Origin of the sequence: Micromonospora parva (assembly GCF_040649675.1) — a bacterium.
In the GTDB taxonomy this organism is placed as follows: domain Bacteria; phylum Actinomycetota; class Actinomycetes; order Mycobacteriales; family Micromonosporaceae; genus Micromonospora; species Micromonospora parva.
Map to the genome: position 1 here is coordinate 499,698 of NZ_JBEZFX010000002.1, position 20,878 is coordinate 520,575.

The 20,878-nt window shown below is 72.7% G+C and carries 18 protein-coding genes; 4 read left to right on the plus strand and 14 right to left on the minus strand.

Annotation, left to right across the window (positions count from 1 at the left end; translation table 11 throughout):
• Positions 1-13: 13 nt before the first annotated feature.
• Both AB0C03_RS07570 and AB0C03_RS07575 read right to left on the minus strand, forming a co-directional pair.
• On the minus strand, positions 14-1,792 hold the full coding sequence (locus AB0C03_RS07570; protein ID WP_309140851.1) for a DUF4012 domain-containing protein: 1,779 nt from the start codon (positions 1,790-1,792) through the stop codon (positions 14-16).
• Between the two features lie 104 nt (positions 1,793-1,896).
• Positions 1,897-3,144 carry a glycosyltransferase family 4 protein gene (locus AB0C03_RS07575; protein WP_357635300.1) on the minus strand — a complete coding sequence of 416 codons (1,248 nt, stop codon included), beginning with the start codon at positions 3,142-3,144 and terminating at the stop codon, positions 1,897-1,899.
• A gap of 168 nt (positions 3,145-3,312) precedes the next feature.
• Between AB0C03_RS07575 and AB0C03_RS07580 the strand changes: the two genes are divergently transcribed.
• Complete coding sequence (locus AB0C03_RS07580; protein WP_030338038.1) at positions 3,313-3,867, plus strand: arsenate reductase/protein-tyrosine-phosphatase family protein; 555 nt, start codon at positions 3,313-3,315, stop codon at positions 3,865-3,867.
• On the opposite strand, the gene AB0C03_RS07585 is transcribed toward AB0C03_RS07580, so the two are convergent.
• Positions 3,848-5,311 carry a tyrosine-protein kinase domain-containing protein gene (locus AB0C03_RS07585; RefSeq protein WP_030338039.1) on the minus strand — a complete coding sequence of 488 codons (1,464 nt, stop codon included), beginning with the start codon at positions 5,309-5,311 and terminating at the stop codon, positions 3,848-3,850. The two genes, AB0C03_RS07580 and AB0C03_RS07585, sit on opposite strands and share 20 nt — an antisense overlap.
• Positions 5,312-5,647: 336 nt before the next feature.
• On the opposite strand from AB0C03_RS07585, the gene nhaA reads away from it, so the two are divergent.
• Complete coding sequence (nhaA, locus tag AB0C03_RS07590) at positions 5,648-7,006, plus strand: Na+/H+ antiporter NhaA (protein WP_030338040.1); 1,359 nt, start codon at positions 5,648-5,650, stop codon at positions 7,004-7,006.
• Between the two features lie 78 nt (positions 7,007-7,084).
• On the opposite strand, the gene AB0C03_RS07595 is transcribed toward nhaA, so the two are convergent.
• The 10 genes from AB0C03_RS07595 to AB0C03_RS07640 form a co-directional block, all read right to left on the minus strand.
• On the minus strand, positions 7,085-7,282 hold the full coding sequence (locus AB0C03_RS07595; protein WP_030338041.1) for a hypothetical protein: 198 nt from the start codon (positions 7,280-7,282) through the stop codon (positions 7,085-7,087).
• Positions 7,283-7,286: 4 nt separating this feature from the next.
• Entirely contained in the window at positions 7,287-7,610 is a 324-nt protein-coding gene (locus tag AB0C03_RS07600; protein ID WP_156058029.1) for a hypothetical protein, read from the minus strand.
• Positions 7,607-7,969 (minus strand): DUF1622 domain-containing protein, encoded by a 363-nt coding sequence (locus AB0C03_RS07605; protein ID WP_051708909.1) that lies wholly within the window; start codon positions 7,967-7,969, stop codon positions 7,607-7,609. The genes AB0C03_RS07600 and AB0C03_RS07605 overlap by 4 nt, the downstream gene beginning before the upstream one ends.
• A 39-nt stretch (positions 7,970-8,008) precedes the next feature.
• Positions 8,009-8,596, minus strand: coding sequence for a TMEM165/GDT1 family protein (locus AB0C03_RS07610; protein WP_030338044.1), 588 nt, complete (start codon positions 8,594-8,596; stop codon positions 8,009-8,011).
• Positions 8,597-8,813: 217 nt separating this feature from the next.
• Entirely contained in the window at positions 8,814-9,779 is a 966-nt protein-coding gene (egtD, locus tag AB0C03_RS07615; RefSeq protein ID WP_030338045.1) for an L-histidine N(alpha)-methyltransferase, read from the minus strand.
• A gap of 20 nt (positions 9,780-9,799) precedes the next feature.
• Positions 9,800-10,576: an ergothioneine biosynthesis protein EgtC gene (gene egtC, locus AB0C03_RS07620; RefSeq protein WP_030338046.1), complete on the minus strand. Its 777-nt coding sequence runs from the start codon at positions 10,574-10,576 to the stop codon at positions 9,800-9,802.
• Positions 10,577-10,619: 43 nt separating this feature from the next.
• Entirely contained in the window at positions 10,620-11,966 is a 1,347-nt protein-coding gene (gene egtB, locus AB0C03_RS07625; RefSeq protein ID WP_030338047.1) for an ergothioneine biosynthesis protein EgtB, read from the minus strand.
• 80 nt (positions 11,967-12,046) lie between these two features.
• On the minus strand, positions 12,047-13,282 hold the full coding sequence (gene egtA / locus AB0C03_RS07630) for an ergothioneine biosynthesis glutamate--cysteine ligase EgtA (RefSeq protein ID WP_030338048.1): 1,236 nt from the start codon (positions 13,280-13,282) through the stop codon (positions 12,047-12,049).
• A gap of 155 nt (positions 13,283-13,437) precedes the next feature.
• A complete protein-coding gene (locus AB0C03_RS07635; protein WP_051708910.1) occupies positions 13,438-14,256 on the minus strand; it encodes a hypothetical protein in 819 nt (272 codons plus the stop codon).
• A 16-nt stretch (positions 14,257-14,272) separates the two neighbouring features.
• A complete protein-coding gene (locus AB0C03_RS07640; RefSeq protein ID WP_030338050.1) occupies positions 14,273-14,902 on the minus strand; it encodes an RNA polymerase sigma factor in 630 nt (209 codons plus the stop codon).
• Between the two features lie 538 nt (positions 14,903-15,440).
• On the opposite strand from AB0C03_RS07640, the gene AB0C03_RS07645 reads away from it, so the two are divergent.
• On the plus strand, positions 15,441-16,811 hold the full coding sequence (locus AB0C03_RS07645; protein WP_081884236.1) for a serine/threonine-protein kinase: 1,371 nt from the start codon (positions 15,441-15,443) through the stop codon (positions 16,809-16,811).
• Positions 16,812-16,934: 123 nt separating this feature from the next.
• A complete protein-coding gene (locus AB0C03_RS07650; RefSeq protein ID WP_030338052.1) occupies positions 16,935-18,197 on the plus strand; it encodes a nucleotide sugar dehydrogenase in 1,263 nt (420 codons plus the stop codon).
• 91 nt (positions 18,198-18,288) lie between these two features.
• Here the strand turns inward: AB0C03_RS07650 and AB0C03_RS07655 are convergent, their stop codons facing one another.
• Complete coding sequence (locus tag AB0C03_RS07655; protein ID WP_357635312.1) at positions 18,289-20,763, minus strand: ABC transporter permease; 2,475 nt, start codon at positions 20,761-20,763, stop codon at positions 18,289-18,291.
• Positions 20,764-20,878 lie beyond the last annotated feature (115 nt).

Here is a 20,878-nt window from a genome sequence, read left to right on the forward strand (position 1 = left end):
GATTGGTTCCCTCCTACTGGTCACAGCTTGGTGCGGAATGAACTTGGGTGGTCCAGGGGCTGGCGGTGGGGGTCAGCCACAGCTCGGCCTGCCCGACGCCGGTCTTGGCGGTCAGCACGGTGACCTCCAGCGCCCGTTCGGCACCGGGGCCGACGTCCACGCTGGCCGTCGCCACCTGGCGGCGGCGTTCGGTGCCGCTGCCAAGTGCCGTCTCGACCCCGTCGAGCCGGGCCTCGAGCACCGCTCCACCGGCCGGGCTGAAGATCGACACCAACGTGCGTGCGGTGTACGGATCGCCTGCCAGGCCGAGGCCGAGGACCGACTCGGTGAGTCCGGACTTCGGCGCCGTCGAGCGGAGGGTCACCCGCAGCCGGAGCTCGCGGCGGCCGTCGGGCCGGCATTCGCCGACCGTCAGGTTCGCCGTCGGCCGCAGGTAGTAGCCGAGCTTCGCGCCGCTGCCGTCGTTGAGGAACACGCCGACAGTTGGCACGGTGTCCTGCTCCGGGAGCGTTCCGGCCATCCGGCTGTCGCCGAATGTCCGCTGCTCCTCAGGTCGGGCACTCCAGAACAATATCCGGCGTTCCGTGATAGCACGGTCAAATGCGGACAACAACACCTTCGGGTTGACATTCTTCTTGAAGAAGGCGTCGAAGACCGCTGCCGCCGACGCCGCGAAGAACTCGTCCTGCTGTTTCAGGTCCAGCCGCTGGTAGCTGTCGTTGAGCAGCGTCTGCACGACCTTCTCGCTGGCGAGCGGCACACCACCGGGCACGAGTACCGGGCCGGTCGCCTTGAGCAGATAGGACAGCACCACCGGGTCGACGGCGAGCACGCCGTCGACTGTGGTGCCGGTCTTGCGGCGGAACATCTCGCGGTACAGCGTGGCGGCGGTCGGGAAGTGCGGAGACAGGTTGACGTCGGCGGGGTAGATGCCGGGCAGGTCGGTCCAGAGGGCGCGGGTTTCGGTGGGCACCTTCAACGCCGGGACGAACCGACCGAGCGAGGCGCTGCTGCCCTGCTTGCCCATCTTCACTGCGCCGTTCTCGGCCTCGATCATCGCGTACGCGCCGAACATGCCGCCGGTCGCGCGGAGTTCGGCGAGGTTCTGCGAGACGAGCAGGTAGCGACGAGGGCCGTTCGCGCCGAGCAGCGGCGGCAACAGACGGGCTCCCTGGTCGGCGGCCGTGGTGAGGCTGGCCAGCCGGCCGATCTCGTCACGCAGGTCGGTCAGCGCCTGCCGAATCTGGCTGACCAGCCGGTCGGCGGGCACCGCGGCCAGATCCCGGCGGGTCCGCTGCACCGACTCGTTCACCCGGGTCAGCTCGGCGGAAACGGTGGTGAGCCGGGCCAGGTCCAGCCGGCCGCCGGTCGGCACCAGGCTGGTCAGGTCCGTGCGGAGCAGGGTCGGGAACGCCTGCCGGGCCAGGTCGTCGATGGCGATGGCGATCCGGCGGACGGCGTCGAGGTCGTCGCCGGCGATCGGCGTACGGCGGCCGAGTTGCCAGCTCGGGTCGGTGGTCGCGGCGCGGGCCGCACCGGCCTGCTCCTGGAGCGCGGCGAGGGTCCGCAGCGCCCGGGCACTGTCCCCACCGACCACCTGGGCGCTCAGCTCCCGGGCCAGCCCGGCGGCGTTGAGCAGGTGGGCGCGCGCCTGCCAACCGCGGAAGCCGATCCATCCGCCGGTCGCCAGCAGCAGCGAGCCGACTACCAGGACGCCGAGAAGGGCCCGGCGCAGTCGGGCACGCCGACGACGCCGGGACCGGCTCCGTCGCCGGGTCGGTCGATCGCTCACCGTCACACCACACTCCTGTTCACGGAACCGGACAGAAGGTCGATTCCCTGACGTTCTTAGCACGCCTTAGGGAATTTCGTACCCTTATCACGGTTGTTGCCCTTTTAATGAGTCTTCTTCGCACGTACCGGCTGGCTGGGCGCGACCCGCCCGGCCGCCTCGTGCAACAGCCGTTCGATCTGGTCCACGCCGGCGGGCAGCGCCATCTCCCGCAGGTACGCGGCCCGCCCTCGACGACCCATCTCGGTACGGGTCGGCGGCGGAATGGTGGCGGCCAACCAGAACCGGTCGGCCAGCGCCGCCCAGTCCTCCGGCGGGCAGGACAACCCGGCCCGCGCCCGCTCGACCAGCTCGGCGGTGTCCCCACCGGCCGACGCGATCACCGGCGCGGCACAGGAGAGCGCGGCCTGGAGCTTGCCGGGCACGGTGCCGCGCAGCTCCGGAAGGTCACGCAACATGACCAGCTGGTAGTCGGCGGCGGCGTACAGCTCGGGCATGTCGACCGGCGAGCGCCGCTCCAGGAAGCGCACGTTCTCCGCGCCCAGCTCGGCGGCGAGCCCCCGCACCCGCCGCTCCTGCGCACCCGAACCGACCAGGACCAGATCCATCGTCCGGTCCAGCGCCGCAGCCGCCCGGACCGCCGTTTCCAACCCCTGCCGCGCCCCGATGGTCCCGGCGTGCATCACCACGCACCGACCGTCGCGGCGGACCAGTTGGCGGGCCGCCGCGCCGGGCGTCGCCGGATGGAAGATCCGCTCGTCGGTCCAGTTCAGCACCATCCGGACCCGGTCCGGGTCGGCGCCGGCGGCGACCACCAGGTCCCGCATCGACGGCGCGGCGACCGCGATGCGCGCCGCGGTCCGGTAGAGCCGGGTCATCGTGGCGCCCAGCCGCGCCGCCCAGCGCCCCTCGCCCCGCTCGTCGACGCCGTCGCGAGCCCAGACGTCCTGCACGTGCAGCACCGCCGGCACCCGGCCCAGCAACCGGAGCACCCCGGCGGCGGCGAACGTCGTCGCCGGCAGCTGGAAGACGTAGAGCGCGTCGATATCGCCGAGGAACCGGCGGGCGACCAGGCCCGCGCTGCCGGCGAAGGAGAGGTAGCTGGCCATCCGGCCCCCGACCGACGCGGCGCCCCCGGGGTAGCGGGGCACCCGTCGGACACTGAGCCGTTGGCTGTGCGTCTCGTGGTACCACCGCTGCCGCCAGCCCGGATAGACGTGCCCGCCGGGGTAGTCCGGAAAGCCGGTCAGGACCCGTACCTCGTGCCCCCGCGCGGCCAACTCCTCGGCGAGGCTCCCAGGGATGAACGCCGGCTCGGGCGGAAAGTGGTACGACAGGATGCCGATCTTCACCGGTTCACCCCCGTCCGCGGCGGATCGACGTCGGCCGGCGCGGCAGCACAGCCGGTGGGCGTGCGGCCCGCGTACGATGCCGACAACCCCTCCTTGCGCGGCCACCGGCGTCGACGCACCGCCCTCGCGGTGTGCGCGCCCGCGTCCGCACCGATGAGAGGGGCACCGATGCCTGATCGCGTGTTGTTCGTCTGCCACGCCAACCTGTGCCGGTCGCCAATGGCCGAGTACCTGGCCCGTCGGCTGCTGACCGACCGACCCGTCGAGGTGGCCAGCGCCGGCACCGACGCGATCGACGGGTTGGCCATGCACCCGTACGCCATGGAGGTCGCGACCGAGAGCGGCGCGGACCCGGCGGCGTTCCGGACCCGGGTGCTGCGCCCCGAGTACCTGGTCGACGCGACGCTCGTGCTGACCGCGACCCGGCGCCAACGCTCGGTCTGCACCGCGTTGGCGCCGGGAGCGCTGCACCGGACGTTCACGCTGCGCCAGTTCGGACGGCTGGCCGCCGCGGCCGAGCCGCCCGCCGGGTCGGCCGACGACCCGCTGCGGGCGGCGATCGCCGCCGCCGCCCAGGCCCGGGGCCGGCTGCAACCGGCCGCCCCGGACGCGGACGACCTTCGGGACCCGATCGGCGGCACCGCCGCCGACTTCCGACTCTGCGCCGAGGAGATCGAACGGTCGCTGCGACCCCTCGCCGCGCTCATCGGGGCAGCCGGGTGAGTTCCTGGGTGTGGTCGGCGACGCCGTTGACCCCGGTGATGGTCTCGCTGTGCCGGCCGGACGCGGCCCGGTCGGCCGGCACCGAGGCTCCGGTCGCCGAGGCGACCACCCGGTAGGCCTCGTACTGGTAAGCCTCAGCCTTGGCCACCTTGGCCATGTTCAGCACACAGCCGAGCAGCCGGACCGAAACCGAGTGCAGTGACCGGGCCGCCGCGGCGACCTGGGTGCGTGAGGTACGGCCCTGCTGGGTCACCAACAGCGCGCCATCGGCCTGCACGGCCACCACCACGCCGTCGGTCACGGCGAGCAGCGGCGCGGTGTCGATGATCACGATGTCCGCCGACTCGCGCAGCGCCAGCAGCAGGTCCGACATGGCCTTCGAGCCGAGCAGCTCGCTCGGATTCGGCGGGGCGGACCCGCTGGGCAGCACCAACAGCGACTTGTCTCCCCAGCGCTGCACGACGTCGCCCACCTTCACGTCGCCCACCAGCACGTCGGTGAGGCCGACGCCGGCGTCGAGGCCCAGGTAGTCGTCGACCTTCGGTCGGCGCAGATCCGCGTCGACCAGCAGCACCCGCCAGCCCGCCTCGGCCAGCGCGATGGCCAGGTTGCAGGAGAGCGTGGTCTTGCCCTCGCCCTGCAGGGCGCTGGTCACCGCGATGACCCGGGCCGGCTCGTGGACGTCCACGAAACGCAAGTTGGTGCGCAGCTTGCGGACCGCCTCGGCCCGCGCCGAGGTCGCGGCGTCGCCCACGATGAGCGGGGCGCTGCGGGCGTTGGCCTCGAACGGGATCTCACCGAGCAGCGGGCTGCCGGTGGCGCGTTGCAGTCCGGCGGCGTCGCGCAGTCGGACGTCGGCGACGCCGCGCAGGATCGCCAGGCCGATGCCGAGGATCAGGCCGATCAGACCACCGAGGGTGAGGTTGCGCACCGGTTGCGGCGAGACGGGGTTGGCGCTGACCCGCGGGCCACTCACCACCTCGATCTTGATGGGTGCCTTGCCCTCCGGCGTCGTCTCGACCTTCTGGACGAGTTCGACGAACTTGCTGGCGAGGCTCTCCGTCACCCGCAACGCGCGGGTCTGGTCGGTGTCGGTGACCGATGCCCGCAGCAGGACGGTGCCGGTCTCGGTGGAGGTGCTCACCCGGCGCTGCACCTCGTCGGCGGTGAGGCCGACCGGAGTTTCGGCCACCACGCTCTGCGCCAGCCGGTCGCTGCTGAGCAGGTCGGCGTACGACTTGACGCGCTGTTGCAGGAAGAGCCCGCCCTGGTAGGCGTCGGTGACGCCCGAGTTGGGGGTGGTGACGAAGAAGGTCACCGAGGCGACGTACCGGGGTTGGGCCCGTACGGTCACGAACGCCGAGACGCCGAGGGCCACCATGACTGTGACCAGTGCGACCCACCAGTGCCGACGCACATGGCGCAATTGGCGGAGCAGGTCCATCAGGAGCGCCTCCGTGTCGGTCCGGTTACGCCAAAGAACTTCACGAAAACCCCCAAGGTCGTCTCTAAACTCGTGAAACCATTAAAGCGGCTCATACGGCTTATGTCCGGAGTTATGCATTTTCCGGTGACGTGATGCGCGCCCGCTTGACCAACCCGACAAACACCCATTCGGCAGCGGCGACAACCGGGAAAAGTCGCCGGCCGATCGGACGGCAGCCGATCGGCCCGGCCGTCGCCCCGCCCGAGGCGCCGGATAGGGTTGACAACGGTGTGCCGGGAAGCCTGGTCGGCGAGTGGATTTTTGCCGTCCCGACTCCCCTAGGTGAGCCCGCAGATGACCTCCCACACCCCGCCATCGGGGCCGCGCCCGCCGAAGACCCGGCTGTTCTCCCGGTCGTCCTGGCCGGAGGCCCGGCACCTGGCCGACGTGCTCCGCACCGAAACCGTCGGTGGCGCGCTGCTGCTGGCCGGCGCCGTGCTCGCGCTGATCTGGGCCAACTCCCCGTGGTCCGACTCGTACACCCGGCTCAGCCATGCCGTGCCCTGGCCGGGCGCCCCCTGGCACCTCGACCTGGACGTGGCCACCTGGGCGGCGGACGGCCTGCTGGCCATCTTCTTCTTCGTGGTGGGCCTGGAACTCAAACGGGAGTTCGTCGCCGGGGAACTGCGCGACCCGCGCCGGGCCGCGCTGCCGGTGGCGGCCGCACTCGGCGGAATGCTGCTGCCGGCGCTGATCTACGTGGCGGTGGTGCTGAGCGCGGGCGGCGACGGCCTGCGCGGATGGGCCATTCCGACCGCCACCGACATCGCTTTCGCGCTCGCCGTGCTCGCCGTGGTCAGCTCACATCTGCCGCAGGGCCTGCGCGCATTCCTGCTCACCCTCGCGGTGGTCGACGACCTGTTCGCGATCACCATCATCGCGATCTTCTACACCGCCGACTTCCAACCTCTCGCGCTGCTCGCCGCGTTGGCGCCGATCGCGCTCTTCGCGGTGCTGGTGCAGCGGGGGCGTACCTGGTGGTGGGCACTGATCCCCCTCGCGGTCGCCGCCTGGACCCTGATGCACGCCTCGGGCGTGCACGCCACGGTGGCCGGCGTCCTGCTCGGCTTCACCGTCCCGGTGCTCGCCCGCCGACCGCGCGGCGGCGGCCAGCCGGCCACCGCCGACGCGGGAGCGGACCAGGGTGGCCTCGCCGCGCGCCTGGAGCATCGCTGGCGGCCGGTGTCGGCCGGCCTCGCGGTGCCGATCTTCGCCCTGTTCGCCGCCGGGGTCACAGTGCGCGGCACCGACCTGGGTGCCCTGTTGCGCGACCCGATCGTGATCGCCATCGTCGCCGGGCTGGTGTTCGGCAAGAGCATCGGCATCTTCGGGTCGACGTACCTGCTGGCGCGGTTCACCCGCGCCGAACTCGACGAGGACATCACCTGGACCGACCTGCTCGGGATCGCCCTGCTGGCCGGCGTCGGGTTCACCGTCTCGCTGCTCATCGGCGACCTGGCCTTCGGGGCGGGCAGCACCGCCGACGATCGGGTCAAGGTCGCCGTACTGCTCGGCTCGGTGATCTCCGCCGGGCTGGCCGCCACGGTGCTCAGCCGCCGCAACGCGACGTACCGGAGGGTGGCGCAACGCGAGCGGATGGACGCCGACGGGGATGGCGTACCCGACGTCTACCAGCACCCCGACGCCCACTGAACCGCCCGCCCCGGGGTGCGCACGGCGCGGCCTGACGAGCATGGGCTCGTCGCCGCGCCGGCGGCCCGGGGCCGGCGCTCAGTGGCGACGGTCGGCGGGGGGCAGGTCCTCGGTCTCCTCGGCCAACGCTTCGGCGGTCGGCCCGGTGAGGTCGTCGCCCGGCACCGCCACCGCCTCGGCGCGGTCCTGCTCGTCGGGCTTCCCGCCGGGCTGCGGCTCCGGAGCGGTGGCACCGCCGGCGAAGCCGTACTCGTTCGGTTCGTCGTGCCGACCCATCTGGTCATCCTCCCGATTTACCGATTTCACCTGTCGACGCCAACGGTAGGTGGTGATCGTCGTCGGCGCAGCGGGCCGGGGATTGTCGGCCGGACCACGGTGCTGGCCTGCTCAGCGCCGCCCCGAGCAGCTGACGCAGGGCGATGATCGCCACCGCGCCGGCCAGCCCGTTCCAACCCGGATCACCGGCGAGCCGCAGCAGGCCGGCCGCGGTGAGCAGGTCCAGCAGGACGCGCACGCCGCTGCGCAGCGCGCGGGCGCTGAGCGCGGTGACCACGCCAGCGACCAGCGCCAGCGCGGTGACCGCTGTGACCAGGACGCCCGTCACCGCCGCTGCTCGCCCTCAGCCACCTGACGCTGCTCCTGGCGGATCTCCCGGCCCAGGAAGTAGTTCAACGCCGTTCGGATCGTCGCGATCGCGGCCAGTTGGCCGATCTGCGCGAACGACGGGGACACCGCCGTGCGCAGCACGTCGGCCGCCAGCTGGAACTCCAGGCCGAGGGTCAGAAACCGACCCAGCGAGAGTCGGATCGGCGTGAAGCGGGCGGCGGTGCGGTGTCGCAGCCCCTCGACCACGAACCGCACCGCCGCCCACACCGCGCCAACGAAGATCACCAGCGCGCCGGCCACCTCCACCACCGCAACCAGCACCTGGTCGCCCTGGCGCAACAACTCGGCCGGGTCCACCCCGGGCCGTTACCCGCCCACGGGGCAGCTAGTCGGCGCTCAGGTCAGCTCGTTCACCGCCTCCAGGATCAGCCAGAGACCGGAGATGGCGAAGAGGATCGCGGCGCCGTACTTGATGGTCTTCTCCGGCAGCCGCCGACCGAGCATCCGGCCGACCAGGATGGCCAGCGCGTCCGCGGCCACCATGCCGATCGTCGAGCCGAGCCAGACACCGAACCAGCCGTACTTGGTGGCGAGCGTGATCGTGGCCAGCATCGTCTTGTCGCCCAGCTCGGCGAGGAAGAACGCCACCGACACCGCCACCAGCGCGGTCTTGTTGGTCTTCTCGGCCTTGCGCTTCTCCTCCTCGGTGAGCTTGTCCCCGCGTAGCGTCCACGCACCGAACCCGAGGAACGCCACGCCGGCCACCAGGGAGATCCACTCGGTGGGCAGCACCGCCCCGAGACCCGCGCCGATGGCGACCGACGCCAGGTGCACCACAGCTGTCGCCACCGTGATGCCGATCAGCACCGGGATCGGTTTGAACCGCGTGGCGAAGGTCAGCGCCATCAGCTGGGACTTGTCCCCCAGCTCGGCGACGAAGATGACGCCGAAGCTGACGACCAGCGCGGCGAAGAATCCCTCCATGACGTCCTTCCCGTTCACGCCGGGAGGAGGTACAGGGGCGCCCTCGACCCGGCTGCAACAGCCTGAGTCGAAGGTCTCGCCCGCCCCGGGAGAACCGGGGCCGCGTGGCCGGATGCGGAACGCACCAGTATGTCGACCACGACATTGGGGGCTACTCCCCTTCGCGTGGTCAGCCTAGCGGATCACCCTCCGGCCCGACCGGGTCGGGTGAACAGGCTCACCGCGCCCGCGCCAGCGTGACGCCGAAGAGCGCGTCCGGGTCGGTCCAGAACTCCGCCGTGCCGAAGCCGGCCGCGGTCAACTCGGCGGCGATCCCCTCCCGGCGGAACTTCGCCGAGACCTCGGTCCGCAGCTCCTCCCCCGCCGCGAAGTCGACGGTCAGCCCCAGCACCCGCACGTTCATCGGCCGGGTCGCCCGCAACCGCATCTCGATCCACTCATTGTCGGAATCCCAGACCGCGACGTGCTCGAACGCGCCCGGGTCGAAGTCGGCGCCCAACTCGCGGTTGATCACGTGCAGCACGTTGCGGTTGAACTCGGCGGTGACCCCGGCGGCGTCGTCGTACGCCGGCACGATCACCGACGGGTCCTTCACCAGGTCCGTACCGAGCAACAGCCAGTCGCCGACCTCCAGCGCCGCGCGCATCGCCGTGAGGAACTCGGCCCGCTCGGCGGGCAACAGGTTGCCGATGGTGCCGCCGAGGAACACCACCAACCGCCGACCGCCGGTGGGCAGCCGGTCCAGTTGCCGGGTGAAGTCCCCGACGATGCCCCGGACCCGCAGGCGGGGATAGTCGGCGGCGATCTCGGCGGTGGACCCGCGCAGGGCACTGACCGACACGTCCAGCGGAACGAACGTGCCCAGCCCACCCTGGCGGGTGAACGCGTCCAACAGCAGCCGGGTCTTCTCCGACGAACCGGAACCCAACTCGATGAGCGTCTTCGCCCCGGTCAGCGCCGCGATGTCGGCAGCGTGCGCGGCCAGCACCGCCCGCTCGGCCCGGGTCGGGTAGTACTCCGGAAGTCGGGTGATCTCCTCGAACAGCTCGCTCCCCCGCGCGTCGTAGAACCACTTCGGCGGCAGCCACTTCCTCCCGGCGCTCAGCCCGGCCCGAACGTCGTCACGCAGGCCCCGCTCCAGGTCACCCTCTTCGAGGTAGATCTCCAGGGGTTCGGCTGTCATCGGTTCGCTCCTCTGCTCGATCAACCGTTGCGTGTGTGCCCGGCGCGGCGCACCGCAGCCGGCAGTGGACGTACCCGCACCTCGCCCGCGGTGGCGACGACGAGGTGCCCCTCCGGCACCGGCCGCCACCCGGGATCGTCGTCATGCGGCTCCGAGGCGAGCAGCACCGAACCCGGCGACTCGCGGACCGACAACGCGTGCCCCGCCACGCTGGCCACCACCCGGTGCCCGTCGGTGAGCAGCAGGTTGAGCCGCGACCCGGCAGCGGCGGCGGCGACGTCGGTCACCGTCCGCCCGACCGCCTCCACCGGGTCGACGCCGGCGCGCAACCGATGCCGCACCAACGCCCAGAGCAGCGCCGAGTCGGTGGCCGCGTCCAGGGTGAGCAGGTCACGCACCGGCAGACCGGTGGCGAGCGGCACCACGGCGTCCGGCCAGCCGCGGACCACACCGTTGTGGCTGAACAGCCAGCGCCCCTCGGCGAACGGCGCCGCCGCGCCGTCGAGCACCGCCATCCCCACCGTGGCCGAGCGCACCGCCGCCAGCACCGCGCCGCTGCGCGTCACCGCGGCCAACTGCGCGATGGTCGGGTCGCTCCAGATCGGCTGCGCCCGCCGGTACCGCACCGGCTCACCCTCACCCGGATACCAGCCGACACCGAACCCGTCGGCATTGATCGTGCCGCCGCCGCGCATGTCGCGCGGCGCCCAGGACTGCCGCACCAACGAGTACGGCGGCTCGAACAACAGTTCGGCGAGGGTCACCGGCGGCCCCAGGTAGGCCAGGTGGCGGCACATCAGCGCCCACGGCCCGCCGCCGGGCCACCGGTCGTGCGGCCACTCACCGGTACGACTCGTCCGGTCGCACGTCCCGGGCGCAGCGGAAACCGCTGAAGATCTGCCGGCGGATCGGATAGTCCCAGTTACGGAAGGTGCCCCGACAGGCAGAGCGGTCGGTGCCGAACGAGCCACCGCGCAGCACCCGGTAGTCGCCGCCGAAGAAGACCTCCGAGTACTCGCGGTACGGAAACGCGGCGAACCCCGGGTGCCCGTCGAACGTCGTCGAGGTCCACTCCCAGACATCGCCGATGAGTTGGTGCACACCCAACGGCGACGCACCCGCCGGGTACGCGCCCACCGGCGCCGGCCACAGATGACGCTGGTCGAGGTTGGCGTGCACCTGGGTCGGGTCGTCGTCCCCCCAGGGGTAACGACGGGACCGCCCGGTCGCCGGATCCCACCGGGCGGCCTTCTCCCACTCCGCCTCGGTCGGCAACCGCTTGCCGGCCCACGCCGCGTACGCCTGCGCCTCGTACCAGCACACATGCACCACCGGCTCGTCGGCGCGAACCCGATCCCACCGACCAAAGCGCCGGTACGACCAGTCGTCGCCGTCGCGGCGCCAGTGCATCGGCGCGCTGAGCTGCTCGCGAACCCGATGCTCCCAACCCGCCGGGCTCCACCAACGCCGCTCGGTGTAGCCGCCGTCGGCGATGAAGGCCGCGTACTGGCCGTTGGTCACCGGCGCGGCGTCGATGGCGTACGCCGGGAGGTCCACCCGGTGCGCCGGGCGCTCGTTGTCCAACGCCCACGGATCAGTGTCGGTGCCCATGATGAACTCACCCGCCGGCACCAGCACCTCCCCGCCGACCCGCGCCGACGGCTCCGGCGGCGGCGGAGCGTGCAGCACCGCCGGCCCCGAACGCAGCTGGTGGGTGGCGAGCATGGTCTCGTCGTGCTGCTGCTCGTGCTGCACGATCATGCCGAACGCGAACCCGTCGGCGACCAGCGGCCGCTCGGTGAAGGCCACCGCGTCGAGCAGGTCGTGCACCTTGTCCCGAACGGTGGCCAGATAGGCGCGCGCCTCCGCGGGCGGCAACAGGGGCAACGCGGGGCGGTCCCGACGTGGCTGCTTGAACGCGTCGTACAACTCGTCGATGTCACACCGGACCGGCTCCCGGCCCCCGACGTCCCGGACCAACCAGAGCTCCTCCTGGTTGCCCACGTGGGCCAGGTCCCAGACCAGCGGTGACATCAGCGGTGAGTGCTGGTGCATCAGGTCGCGCTCGTCGACCACCTCGGTCAACAAGGTGGTACGGGCACGCGCCCGCGCCAACTCCGCCGCGATGCGGTCGCGCAACCGCTCCCCGTGAACACCGCCCTCCGTTCGCGACTGCGAGGCTCGCAACCCCGGCTCACTCCTCGCGCTCACCGAGCCGCCCTCCGTTCGCGACTGCGAGGCTCGCAACCCCGGCTCACTCCTCGCGCTCACTGGTCTCTCCTCTCTGCGGCAGCCAGCCGTCGGCGTACCCCTTGTTGGATCTCGTCGTGGGTGCTGGCCGGCAGCTCCAGTCGGGGTAGGGCGGTCAGGGCCAGGTCGAGCAGGGCCGCCGCGACGGCGGCCAGCGCCGGGTCGGCCAGACCGTGCCGGGCGGCCGCCGACCAGCGGTGCGCCACCGGCATGGCGATCGCGGACGCCTCGCGCACGGTGCCCGGGTCGTCGAACAGGGCGGTCAGCACCGCCAACGGCAGCCGCCAGTCCCGGTCGGGCTGGGCGTCCAGGTAGCGCAACTCCAGGTAGCCGCGCGGCCGCACCGGCGGGAAGAGCGTGCTGACGTGGTAGTCGAGGTCATCGGTGGTGGGCGACTGCGGCAACGCGCCGTCGAGCCAGTCGGCGAACGTCACGCCGGGCGGCGCGGCCCAGTCGGCGTCACGCCGACGCAGGCACAGCAGCGGTGCGGCGAGCACATAGCTGACCCAGGCGTCGATCGGATCGTCAGCGGCGCCGGCGGGTGACCAGACCGGGCGGGTCCGGGCCGGGTCGATGGCCAGCCAGGCGGCCATCCGGGCGGAGGCCCAACCGGTGCGACGCCCGGCGTGTCGGGCGGCGGAGGCGAACGCCGCGAGCAGTGGCGGCCCGACCGCGTGGGCCGCTGCCCAGCGGTCACCGACCTGGTCCGCCTCACCGGCGTCGAGGCAGACCTGCAGGCCGGCGGTGCTGTACATCATCGTGCGGCCGGCCGGGCCACGACGGTCGAAGGTGTCGCGCATCGCGCGGTAGCGGGGGGTTTCCACCACCGGGCGGGGCCGTCGGTGGGGATCGATGCCGCTGCGGCCCAGGATCAGCCCGGCGGCGGCCAGCAGGTCGGTGACCTGGGCGATATCGGCCTCGGTGGCGCTGATCAGCGCGGCGACCGAGGGGCGGGGCGGGGTGGAGATCTCCAACTGGCCACCCGGCTCCAGGGTGACGGTGCCGCCGTTTCGCAGCGGCTCGGCCGGGCTGCCGGCATCCAGCGCGGTGGGGGTGTGCCGCCCCAACGCCGTCCGCAGCCGCGTCGCGTCGACGGGGCGGGCGGGATCGGCGGCGTCGTGCACGGTCCATTCCAGTTCGACGCCGGTGTGGGTGGGCGGCCCGGTCTTGAAACAGATCCGGACGAGGTGTCGGACCGCGGCTGCGGAATCGCGCAGGATGATGCTGCGGTCCAGGTCGGGTGACGTCACCACGGGTCGGACCCCCTCTCCGTGTGCCGGTTTCGGCACTTCGCGCCACCGTAAACCCACCCACCGACACCGTCGGTGGGTGTGCGTGCCGCCAATCTCTGTCTAACAGACGAATTTCCGGCGCAGGGCGGAACCAAACCGTCTCGGCCGCCTACCGTTCAGCCGTCGGTGGGATGGCCTGGCCGCGGTGGTGACGGTGGGGCTTTCGCCGCCGGGGACGGCTTGCTCTTCGCCGACTCGGACGGGGTGACCTTCGCCGACTCGGACGGCTTCGTCTCCGGCACCAGGCGCTGGCAGTACGCCTCGACGTCGGCGGGGCCGCCCGCGGCGGTCACCAACGGGTGGAAGGCCGGCGAGCGCAGTGCCCTCTCCCGCTGGTCGGGCTTCTTGGCCCGCCACGCACGGCACAGTCCGGGCAGCTGGTTGGTGAGGGCGGGACTGGCCGATGGCGTGGCGGTGACGGACGACGACGTGCCCGGCGACGGGACACCCGGGGCCACCGACCGACCGGACTCGTCCGACCGGGACGTGCCCGGCTGCGGCGACGGTGACGAGCCCGACGGGGCCGGCGCGACGGGGTCCGGTGCCCGGTCCCGGGTGACCGCGGCGAAGGCGGCCCCCGCGGTTGCGGTGGCGGCCACCGCGCCGATCCAGGCCACCACGCCGGTCCGGATCCGACGACGACGGGTCGGCTGCGGCGCGACTGAGGCCGGGTTGGCCCGGGCGGCCCGGAACGCGGCCAGCGCGGCCTCCTCCCCGGCCAGCTCGCCCGCACGGACCGGCCCGGCAGCAGCGGCGAGCAACGCGGCCACCGGCTCGGCCGGGGGCACGTTCGGGCCGGTGGCGTACGCCTCCGGCGCGGTCGCGTCCGCGGGCGTGGCGGCGTGACGCTGGGCCGGCGCGGTGTCCAGCCGGGCGCGGGCCGCGTCGAGCAGCCGCTCGGCGTCGGCGTGGTCGGCCCGCCGGAACGGGTTCATCGGGAGTCCCCTCACGTCAGCCGTCCGCCGGTTCGGCCTGCGGTGCCCGCCGGGCGGGGCCGCTGCCCGCACGCGGCTGCGTCCCCTCGCTCGCGACCGGCGACCCGGTCGGGCTCTGCCGCTCCAACAGCACCGCCAGCCGTCGTAGACCCCGGTGAGCGGCGGTGCGTACGGCACCGGCGCGGCGGCCCAGCACCCGGCCGGCGGATCCCGCGTCCAGGCCGATCACGGCCCGCAACAGGACCGCTTCGGCCTCCCGGGGCGGCAGGGTGGCGATCAGCGCGAGCGCGGTCTCGGTACCGATCGTCTCGCTGGCTCGCTCGGCGGTGTCCGCGTCGCTGGCCAGATCGACGAGCGCCTGCACCGGGACCGGGAGCGAGGGGCGGCGGCGCATCCGGCGGAGATGATCCATGGCGCGGTTACGGGCGATGGTGACCGTCCAGGCCCGGAACTCACCCCCGGTGAAGCCGGGCAGGTCACGGGAGACCTGCAGCCACGTCTCGGAGGCGACGTCCTCGGCGTCGGCCCCGACGATGGCGGTCAGGTACCGCAGCAGCCCGGGCTGGAGGCTGCGGTAGAGGAAGCGGAACGCCTCTTCGTCTCCGGCCTGCGCGGCGCTCACCACCTCCGACAGATCGTCGGTCATCCGCGGCCCACGTATCGCCCGGGGCGGCCCCGCCCGACCAACGGCACCGGGGCACGGCACGGGGTACGAGTCGTCCGCCCGTTCAGCACCACGCCCGCACCGCCCTCCGCCGCTCTCGTTGTGCCCGCGACCACGATTGTCGGGGCGGCGTGTTTGGGGCCGACGCCAGGGGGGTCGATCGGCGCGCTGCCCGCCGAGGTAGCCGGGAGGGCCCGAGCCGGGGCTAACGCTAGGAGGGGGCTCACGACGCGACAAGTCGGCGTCGTGTCACGGAAGAGTGACAATTCTCAGCCCTGCCGGGCGGCGCGTCGCGGTAACGGCCGGTGAGCAGGGAACACGAACCGCGTTCGGAGGCGGTTTCTTGCCACCGCTGAGGGCTTGAACGACGGAATTTGTCGCTTTTCGTGACACCGCATATCCGCTGCGTCACCAAGGGTGAGCGTCCACACAGGTCACAGCGAATCAGCCAACCCGAACCAGCCGCACGGCGGCCCTGCCACGGCGCGCCGGCCCGAGCCGCGCTAGGTACGGTAAGGCGGTGTTGTCATCGGAGGTCGTGCTCAGCGGTCGCTACCGCTTGGACGAACGTGTCGCCACGGGCGGCATGGGCGACGTTTGGCGTGCCTCCGACCTGATCCTCGGCCGACAGGTCGCGGTCAAGGTTCTGCTCCCCGCGCTGGTCTCCGACCCGGACTTCATCGCCCGGTTCCGCGCCGAGGCCCGGATCATGGCGGCGCTGCGGCACCCCGGCATCGTGCAGGTCTTCGACTGCGGCGCGGACGACCTGCCCGACGGCGGCCGGGCGGACTACCTCGTCATGGAGTTCGTCGCCGGTGAGCCCCTGTCCAAGCGGATCGAGGCGGCCGGGCGGCTCGACGTGGCCGAGACGATGTCGATCGTGGCCCAGGCGGCGGCAGCGCTCAACGCGGCCCATCGCGGCGGCATCGTGCACCGCGACGTCAAGCCCAGCAATCTGCTGGTGCAGGAGGACGGCACCGTCGTCCTGGTCGACTTCGGCGTGGCCCGCTCCACCGACATCACCAGCATCACCAGCACCAACGCGGTGCCGGGCACCGCCCTCTACATGGCTCCCGAGCAGGCGGCCGGGCGGCCGGTCAGCGGCGCCACCGACATCTACGCCCTGGGCGCGGTCACCTACTGCTGCCTCACCGGCAGTCCGCCGTTCACCGGCGACAACCCCCTGCAGGTCGCCGTCCGACACCTGGACGACGAGCCGCCGGAGCTGCCGCACGACATCCCGGAGGCGGTCCGCGCCCTGGTGTCGCGGGCCCTGGCCAAGGATCCGCTGGAGCGGTTCACCAGCGGCGCGGCGATGGCCGAGGCCGCTCGGACGGCGGTCACCGACGGCGAGCCACCGACGGCGATGGCCACCCCTGTCGCGCTGCGCAACGCCGGGCCGGGCACCCGCACCGACGTGCCGGTGGGCGCGGCGGTGGCGAACGGGTCACGGGCGGCGCGCCGGCGGGGCCCGCTGGTCGGTGCGGCCGCGGCCATGCTCGTCGCGCTGGTCGGGCTCGGCGCGGCACTGGCCGCGCAGCGCCACGCGGGCGAGGATCCGGCGGTCCATCTGCCGACCACCGCGCCGACGGTCGCGCCGAGCGGTCCCGTGGACCTGCCCGCGGCCAACGAACAGATCACCAGCGTCGACCCTGGCCGGCCCGACCGCACGCGGGCACCCAACAACCCGCCGTCGGTTTCGGTCTCGGCCACGCCGAGCCTGGAGCCGAGCCAGACCGCCACTTCGCCGACGCCGACGGCGGTCGTCACCAGCGCACCACCGACCAGCGCACCACCGACCAGCCTGCCACCGACCGATCCGACGCCGCCGACCACGCCGCCCACGACCACGAGCGCGCCGGCCGATCCGGAGGTGCCGGCCGGCGGTTGAGCCACGCGCCGTCGACGTCCCCACAGTCCCACCGGCACCCATATCCCCAAAACGGACTTACGTCACCGAAGACGCCTCTAGGCTCTCAGCAGGCCATTTACACCATCTGCTGCGGGAGCCTGGGTGAGCGCTGAAAAGCTGGTCGTCATCGGTCAGGGGTATGTGGGACTGCCACTGGCCATGCGGGCCGTCGAGGCGGGGCTCGACGTGGTCGGGCTGGACGTCGACGCCGACCGGGTCAAGCGCCTCGCCTCCGGCGAGTCGTTCGTCGAGGACATCCCGGCCGACCGGCTGGGCCGGGCGTTGGGCAGCGGTCGCTACCACCCCAGCACCGAGTACACCGACGCCGACGGGTTCGACATCTGCGTCATCACGGTGCCGACCCCGCTGCGCGACGGCACCCCCGACCTGAGCTTCGTCGAGCAGGCCGGCATCGGCATCGGCCCGTACGTACGCCCGGGCTGCACGGTGATCCTGGAATCGACCACGTACCCCGGCACCACCGAGGAGCTGCTGCGCCCGCTGCTGGAGTCGGCCAGCGGGCTGACCAGCCCCGGCGACTTCCACCTGGGCTACAGCCCGGAGCGGATCGACCCGGGCAACCCGACCTGGCGCCTGGAGAACACCCCGAAGGTGGTCTCCGGTGTGGACCGGGCGTCGCTGGCCCGGGTGGACGAGTTCTACCGGCGCCTCGTGGAACGCACCGTGCCGGTGGACTCCACCCGCGTCGCCGAGCTGACCAAGCTGATCGAGAACACCTTCCGCCAGGTCAACATCGCGCTGATCAACGAGCTGACCATGCTCTCGCACCACCTCGACATCGACGTCTGGGAGGCGATCGACGCGGCCTCGACCAAGCCGTTCGGTTTCCTGCCGTTCCGGCCCGGCCCCGGCGTCGGCGGGCACTGCCTGCCGATCGACCCGTGCTACCTGTCCTGGCAGGTCAAGCGCCGCCTCGGGCGGCAGTTCCGGTTCATCGAGCTGGCCAACGACGTCAACCACGAGATGCCCGAGCACGTCGCGCAGCGGATCATGGCGGGGCTGAACCGGGACGGTCGGGCCGCCAGAGGCGCCCGGCTGCTGCTGCTCGGTCTGGCCTACAAGAAGAACACCGGCGACATGCGGGACTCCCCCGCCGTCGATGTGGCGCGACGGTTGCAGGCCCTCGGCGCCGAGGTGCACGCCGTCGAGCCGTACGCGGAGGCGCACCAGCTCCCCGCCGGGGTCACCATGGTCGGGCTCACCGAGCGGGAGGTGCGCGCCGCCGACGCGGTGGTGGTGGTCACCGACCATGACATCTTCGACTACGACCTCGTGGTCACGCACGCCCGCTACGTCTTCGACACCCGCAACCGGTGCGTCGGCCCGATGGTCGAGCGCCTGTAGACCCGGCACCGCTGGCCGGTCCCGCCGCCGGGGAAGAGGGCGGGGCCGGCCGGCGATGTCCGTCCGGTGCCACTGCCGACAACCCGGCCGGTCACTGGTCGGCGAGCGCCTCGACGACCGGGCGGGACAGCGCCCGGCGGGCCGGCAGCACCGAGGCGAGCAGGGCGGCCAGCACCGCGACGCCGACGATCAGCCCGAGCTGACCGAACGGCAGCACCACGTGGAAGTCGCCGCCGAGGCGGTCCAGCAGGGCCATCGTGGACGCGCTGACTCCGGTGCCGAGCCCGACACCGAGCACCGCGCCGACCACCGCCATCAGCACCGCCTCGACGGCGAGCACGGCCCGCATCCGCCCCCGGGTGAGCCCGACCGCCCGCAGCACGGCGTTCTCCCTGGTCCGTTCGAGCACCGACAGGCTCAGCGTGTTCGCGACGCCGACCAGGGCGATCACCACGGCCAGGCCGAGCAGCGCGGTGACGAAGGCGAGCAGCATGTCCACAGTGCCGGTGAGCATCTTCTTGTACGCGCCCTGGTCCATCAGGTTCACCGTCGGGTACCGGCCGAGCACGGCCGTGATCGCCGCACGAGCCCGATCGGCGCTCACCCCGGCGGCGGGGTCGATCTCGGCCAGGTAGCCCCGCTGGGCGGGGAAGAGCGCGGCGAAGTCCTGGTCGGACAGGTCGATGACGTGACCCGCCGGCACCGCACCGCCGGGGGTGTCGTCGGTGACCACGGCGGCCACCCGCAACGACCGGCCCGCGACGGTCACCGGCGAACCGACCTGCCAACCACGGGAGCGCGCCAACTCGCTGTGCACCAGCACCTGCCCCGGACCGACACGGTCGGCGTCGCCGGCCAGCACCCCGCTCAGCGTCCGAGAGACCAGCGCCGGGTGGGCCGCGCGGATCTCGACGTCGTCGACGACGACGCTGCGCTGTTCGTGCACGACCCCCAACTCGGGGCGGGCGGTGAGCTCACCGACGAGCGCGGCCGGCAGGTCCTGTCCGATTCCGCTGACCACGAAGTCGGTGCCGATCTGAGCGTCGACGCTGCGTTCGATGCCGTCCTTGGTGCTGCGCGCGCCCACCATGAACGCCGAGACCAGTCCGATCCCGATCACCAGTGCCGTGGCTGTCGCGGCGACCCGCCGTGGATTGCGCACCGTGTTGGCGACCGCCAGCTCACCGGCGGTGCCGAGCACCCGTCGTACCGGCCAGCCGAACACCCGGGCCAGCGCCGGGACGAGCACCGGCCCGAACAGCACGATCCCGAAGAAGCTGAGCACCCCGCCGGCCGCCACCAGCAGCAGCTGCCCGGCGCTGGCGGCACCGGCCAGCGCGGCGACCCCGACGGCGAGCACCACCGCGCCGGCGGTCAGCCGGAGCCGACCGGCACCCCGGCTGGGCTGCACCGCGGCGTCGGTGAGCGCGGCCACCGGGGCGATCCGCGTTCCCCGCCAGGCCGGGAGCAGGGCGGCGCACACGGTGAGGCCGGTGCCCAGCAGCAGGCCGGTCAGCACCGTCGAACCGGTCACGGTCAGGCCGCCGGTGACCGGTACGTCCAGTCGGGACAGCAGGAGCCGCATCGCACCGGCGAGGGCCACCCCGATCAGCACTCCGAGCGCGGAGGCGACCAACCCCAGCACTGCCGACTCCAGCACTGTGGACCGGAAGACCTGCCCCCGGGTGGCGCCGATCAGGCGCAGCAGCGCGGTGCGCCGGGTGCGCTGTGCCAGAACGATCGCAAAGGTGTTGGCGATCACGAAGCCGGCCACCACGATCGCGACCCCCACGAAGATCAACAGCAGCATGCGGAACTGGTCCACGTTGCGGACCGCCTCCTGCACCGCCTCGTCGAGGATCTGCTGGCGACTCTTCACAGTGGCTTCGGCGCCGACCACGGCGCGTACCCGCTCGGTCAGCGCCGCGACGTCGGCGCCCGGGCGGGCCGCCACCATGACGCGGCCGTAGCCCCGCTCGCCGGTGAGGGCCAGCGCGTCCGGCCCGACCAGGCCGACGAACGGACCGCCGACGTCGCGGGAGGTGCCGGCCACGTCGACGGTGCCGACCAGCGTGTACGGGCGGGCCGCCCCGCCGGTGGCACCGATCCGGACCGTCGCGCCGAGCCCGAAGCCCTGCTCGGTCGCCGTGGGCGCGTCGAGCACCACCTCACCGGCCCGGTCGGGCAACCGGCCGGCCACCACGTCGTACGAGCGCAGCGCGTCCTCGGTGGGGACGGCGACGAGCATGGTGAAGCCGAGCACCGGCCGACCGTCGGCGCCGACGATCCCGGCGGTGTTGGTCAGCTCACCGGCTGCGGCGGCCACCCCGTCGACCGCCCGCACCCGATCGACCAGGGTCGGGGGCAACACCTTCCGGCCGGTCGAGTAGACACCCAGGTCGGTGTGGCGGTCGAAGGTGCCGGCCCGCTCGTACGCGCCGGTCCGCATCCCGTCGACGAAGATCATCGTGCCGGCGACGAACGCGACGCCGAGCACGACGGCGAGCGCCGAGAGCAGCATGCGCAGCGCCTCGGCACGCAACGAGCGCAGGGTCAGGCGGATCATGCGGGGCTCCCGGTGCGGGTGGCGGATCGGACCCCTCCGACGCTATGGCCGGCACCGCTGGATCGATCTCCACCTGCGCGCTCGACCTGCCTGCGCCAGGGGTCGCGGTGCGCCC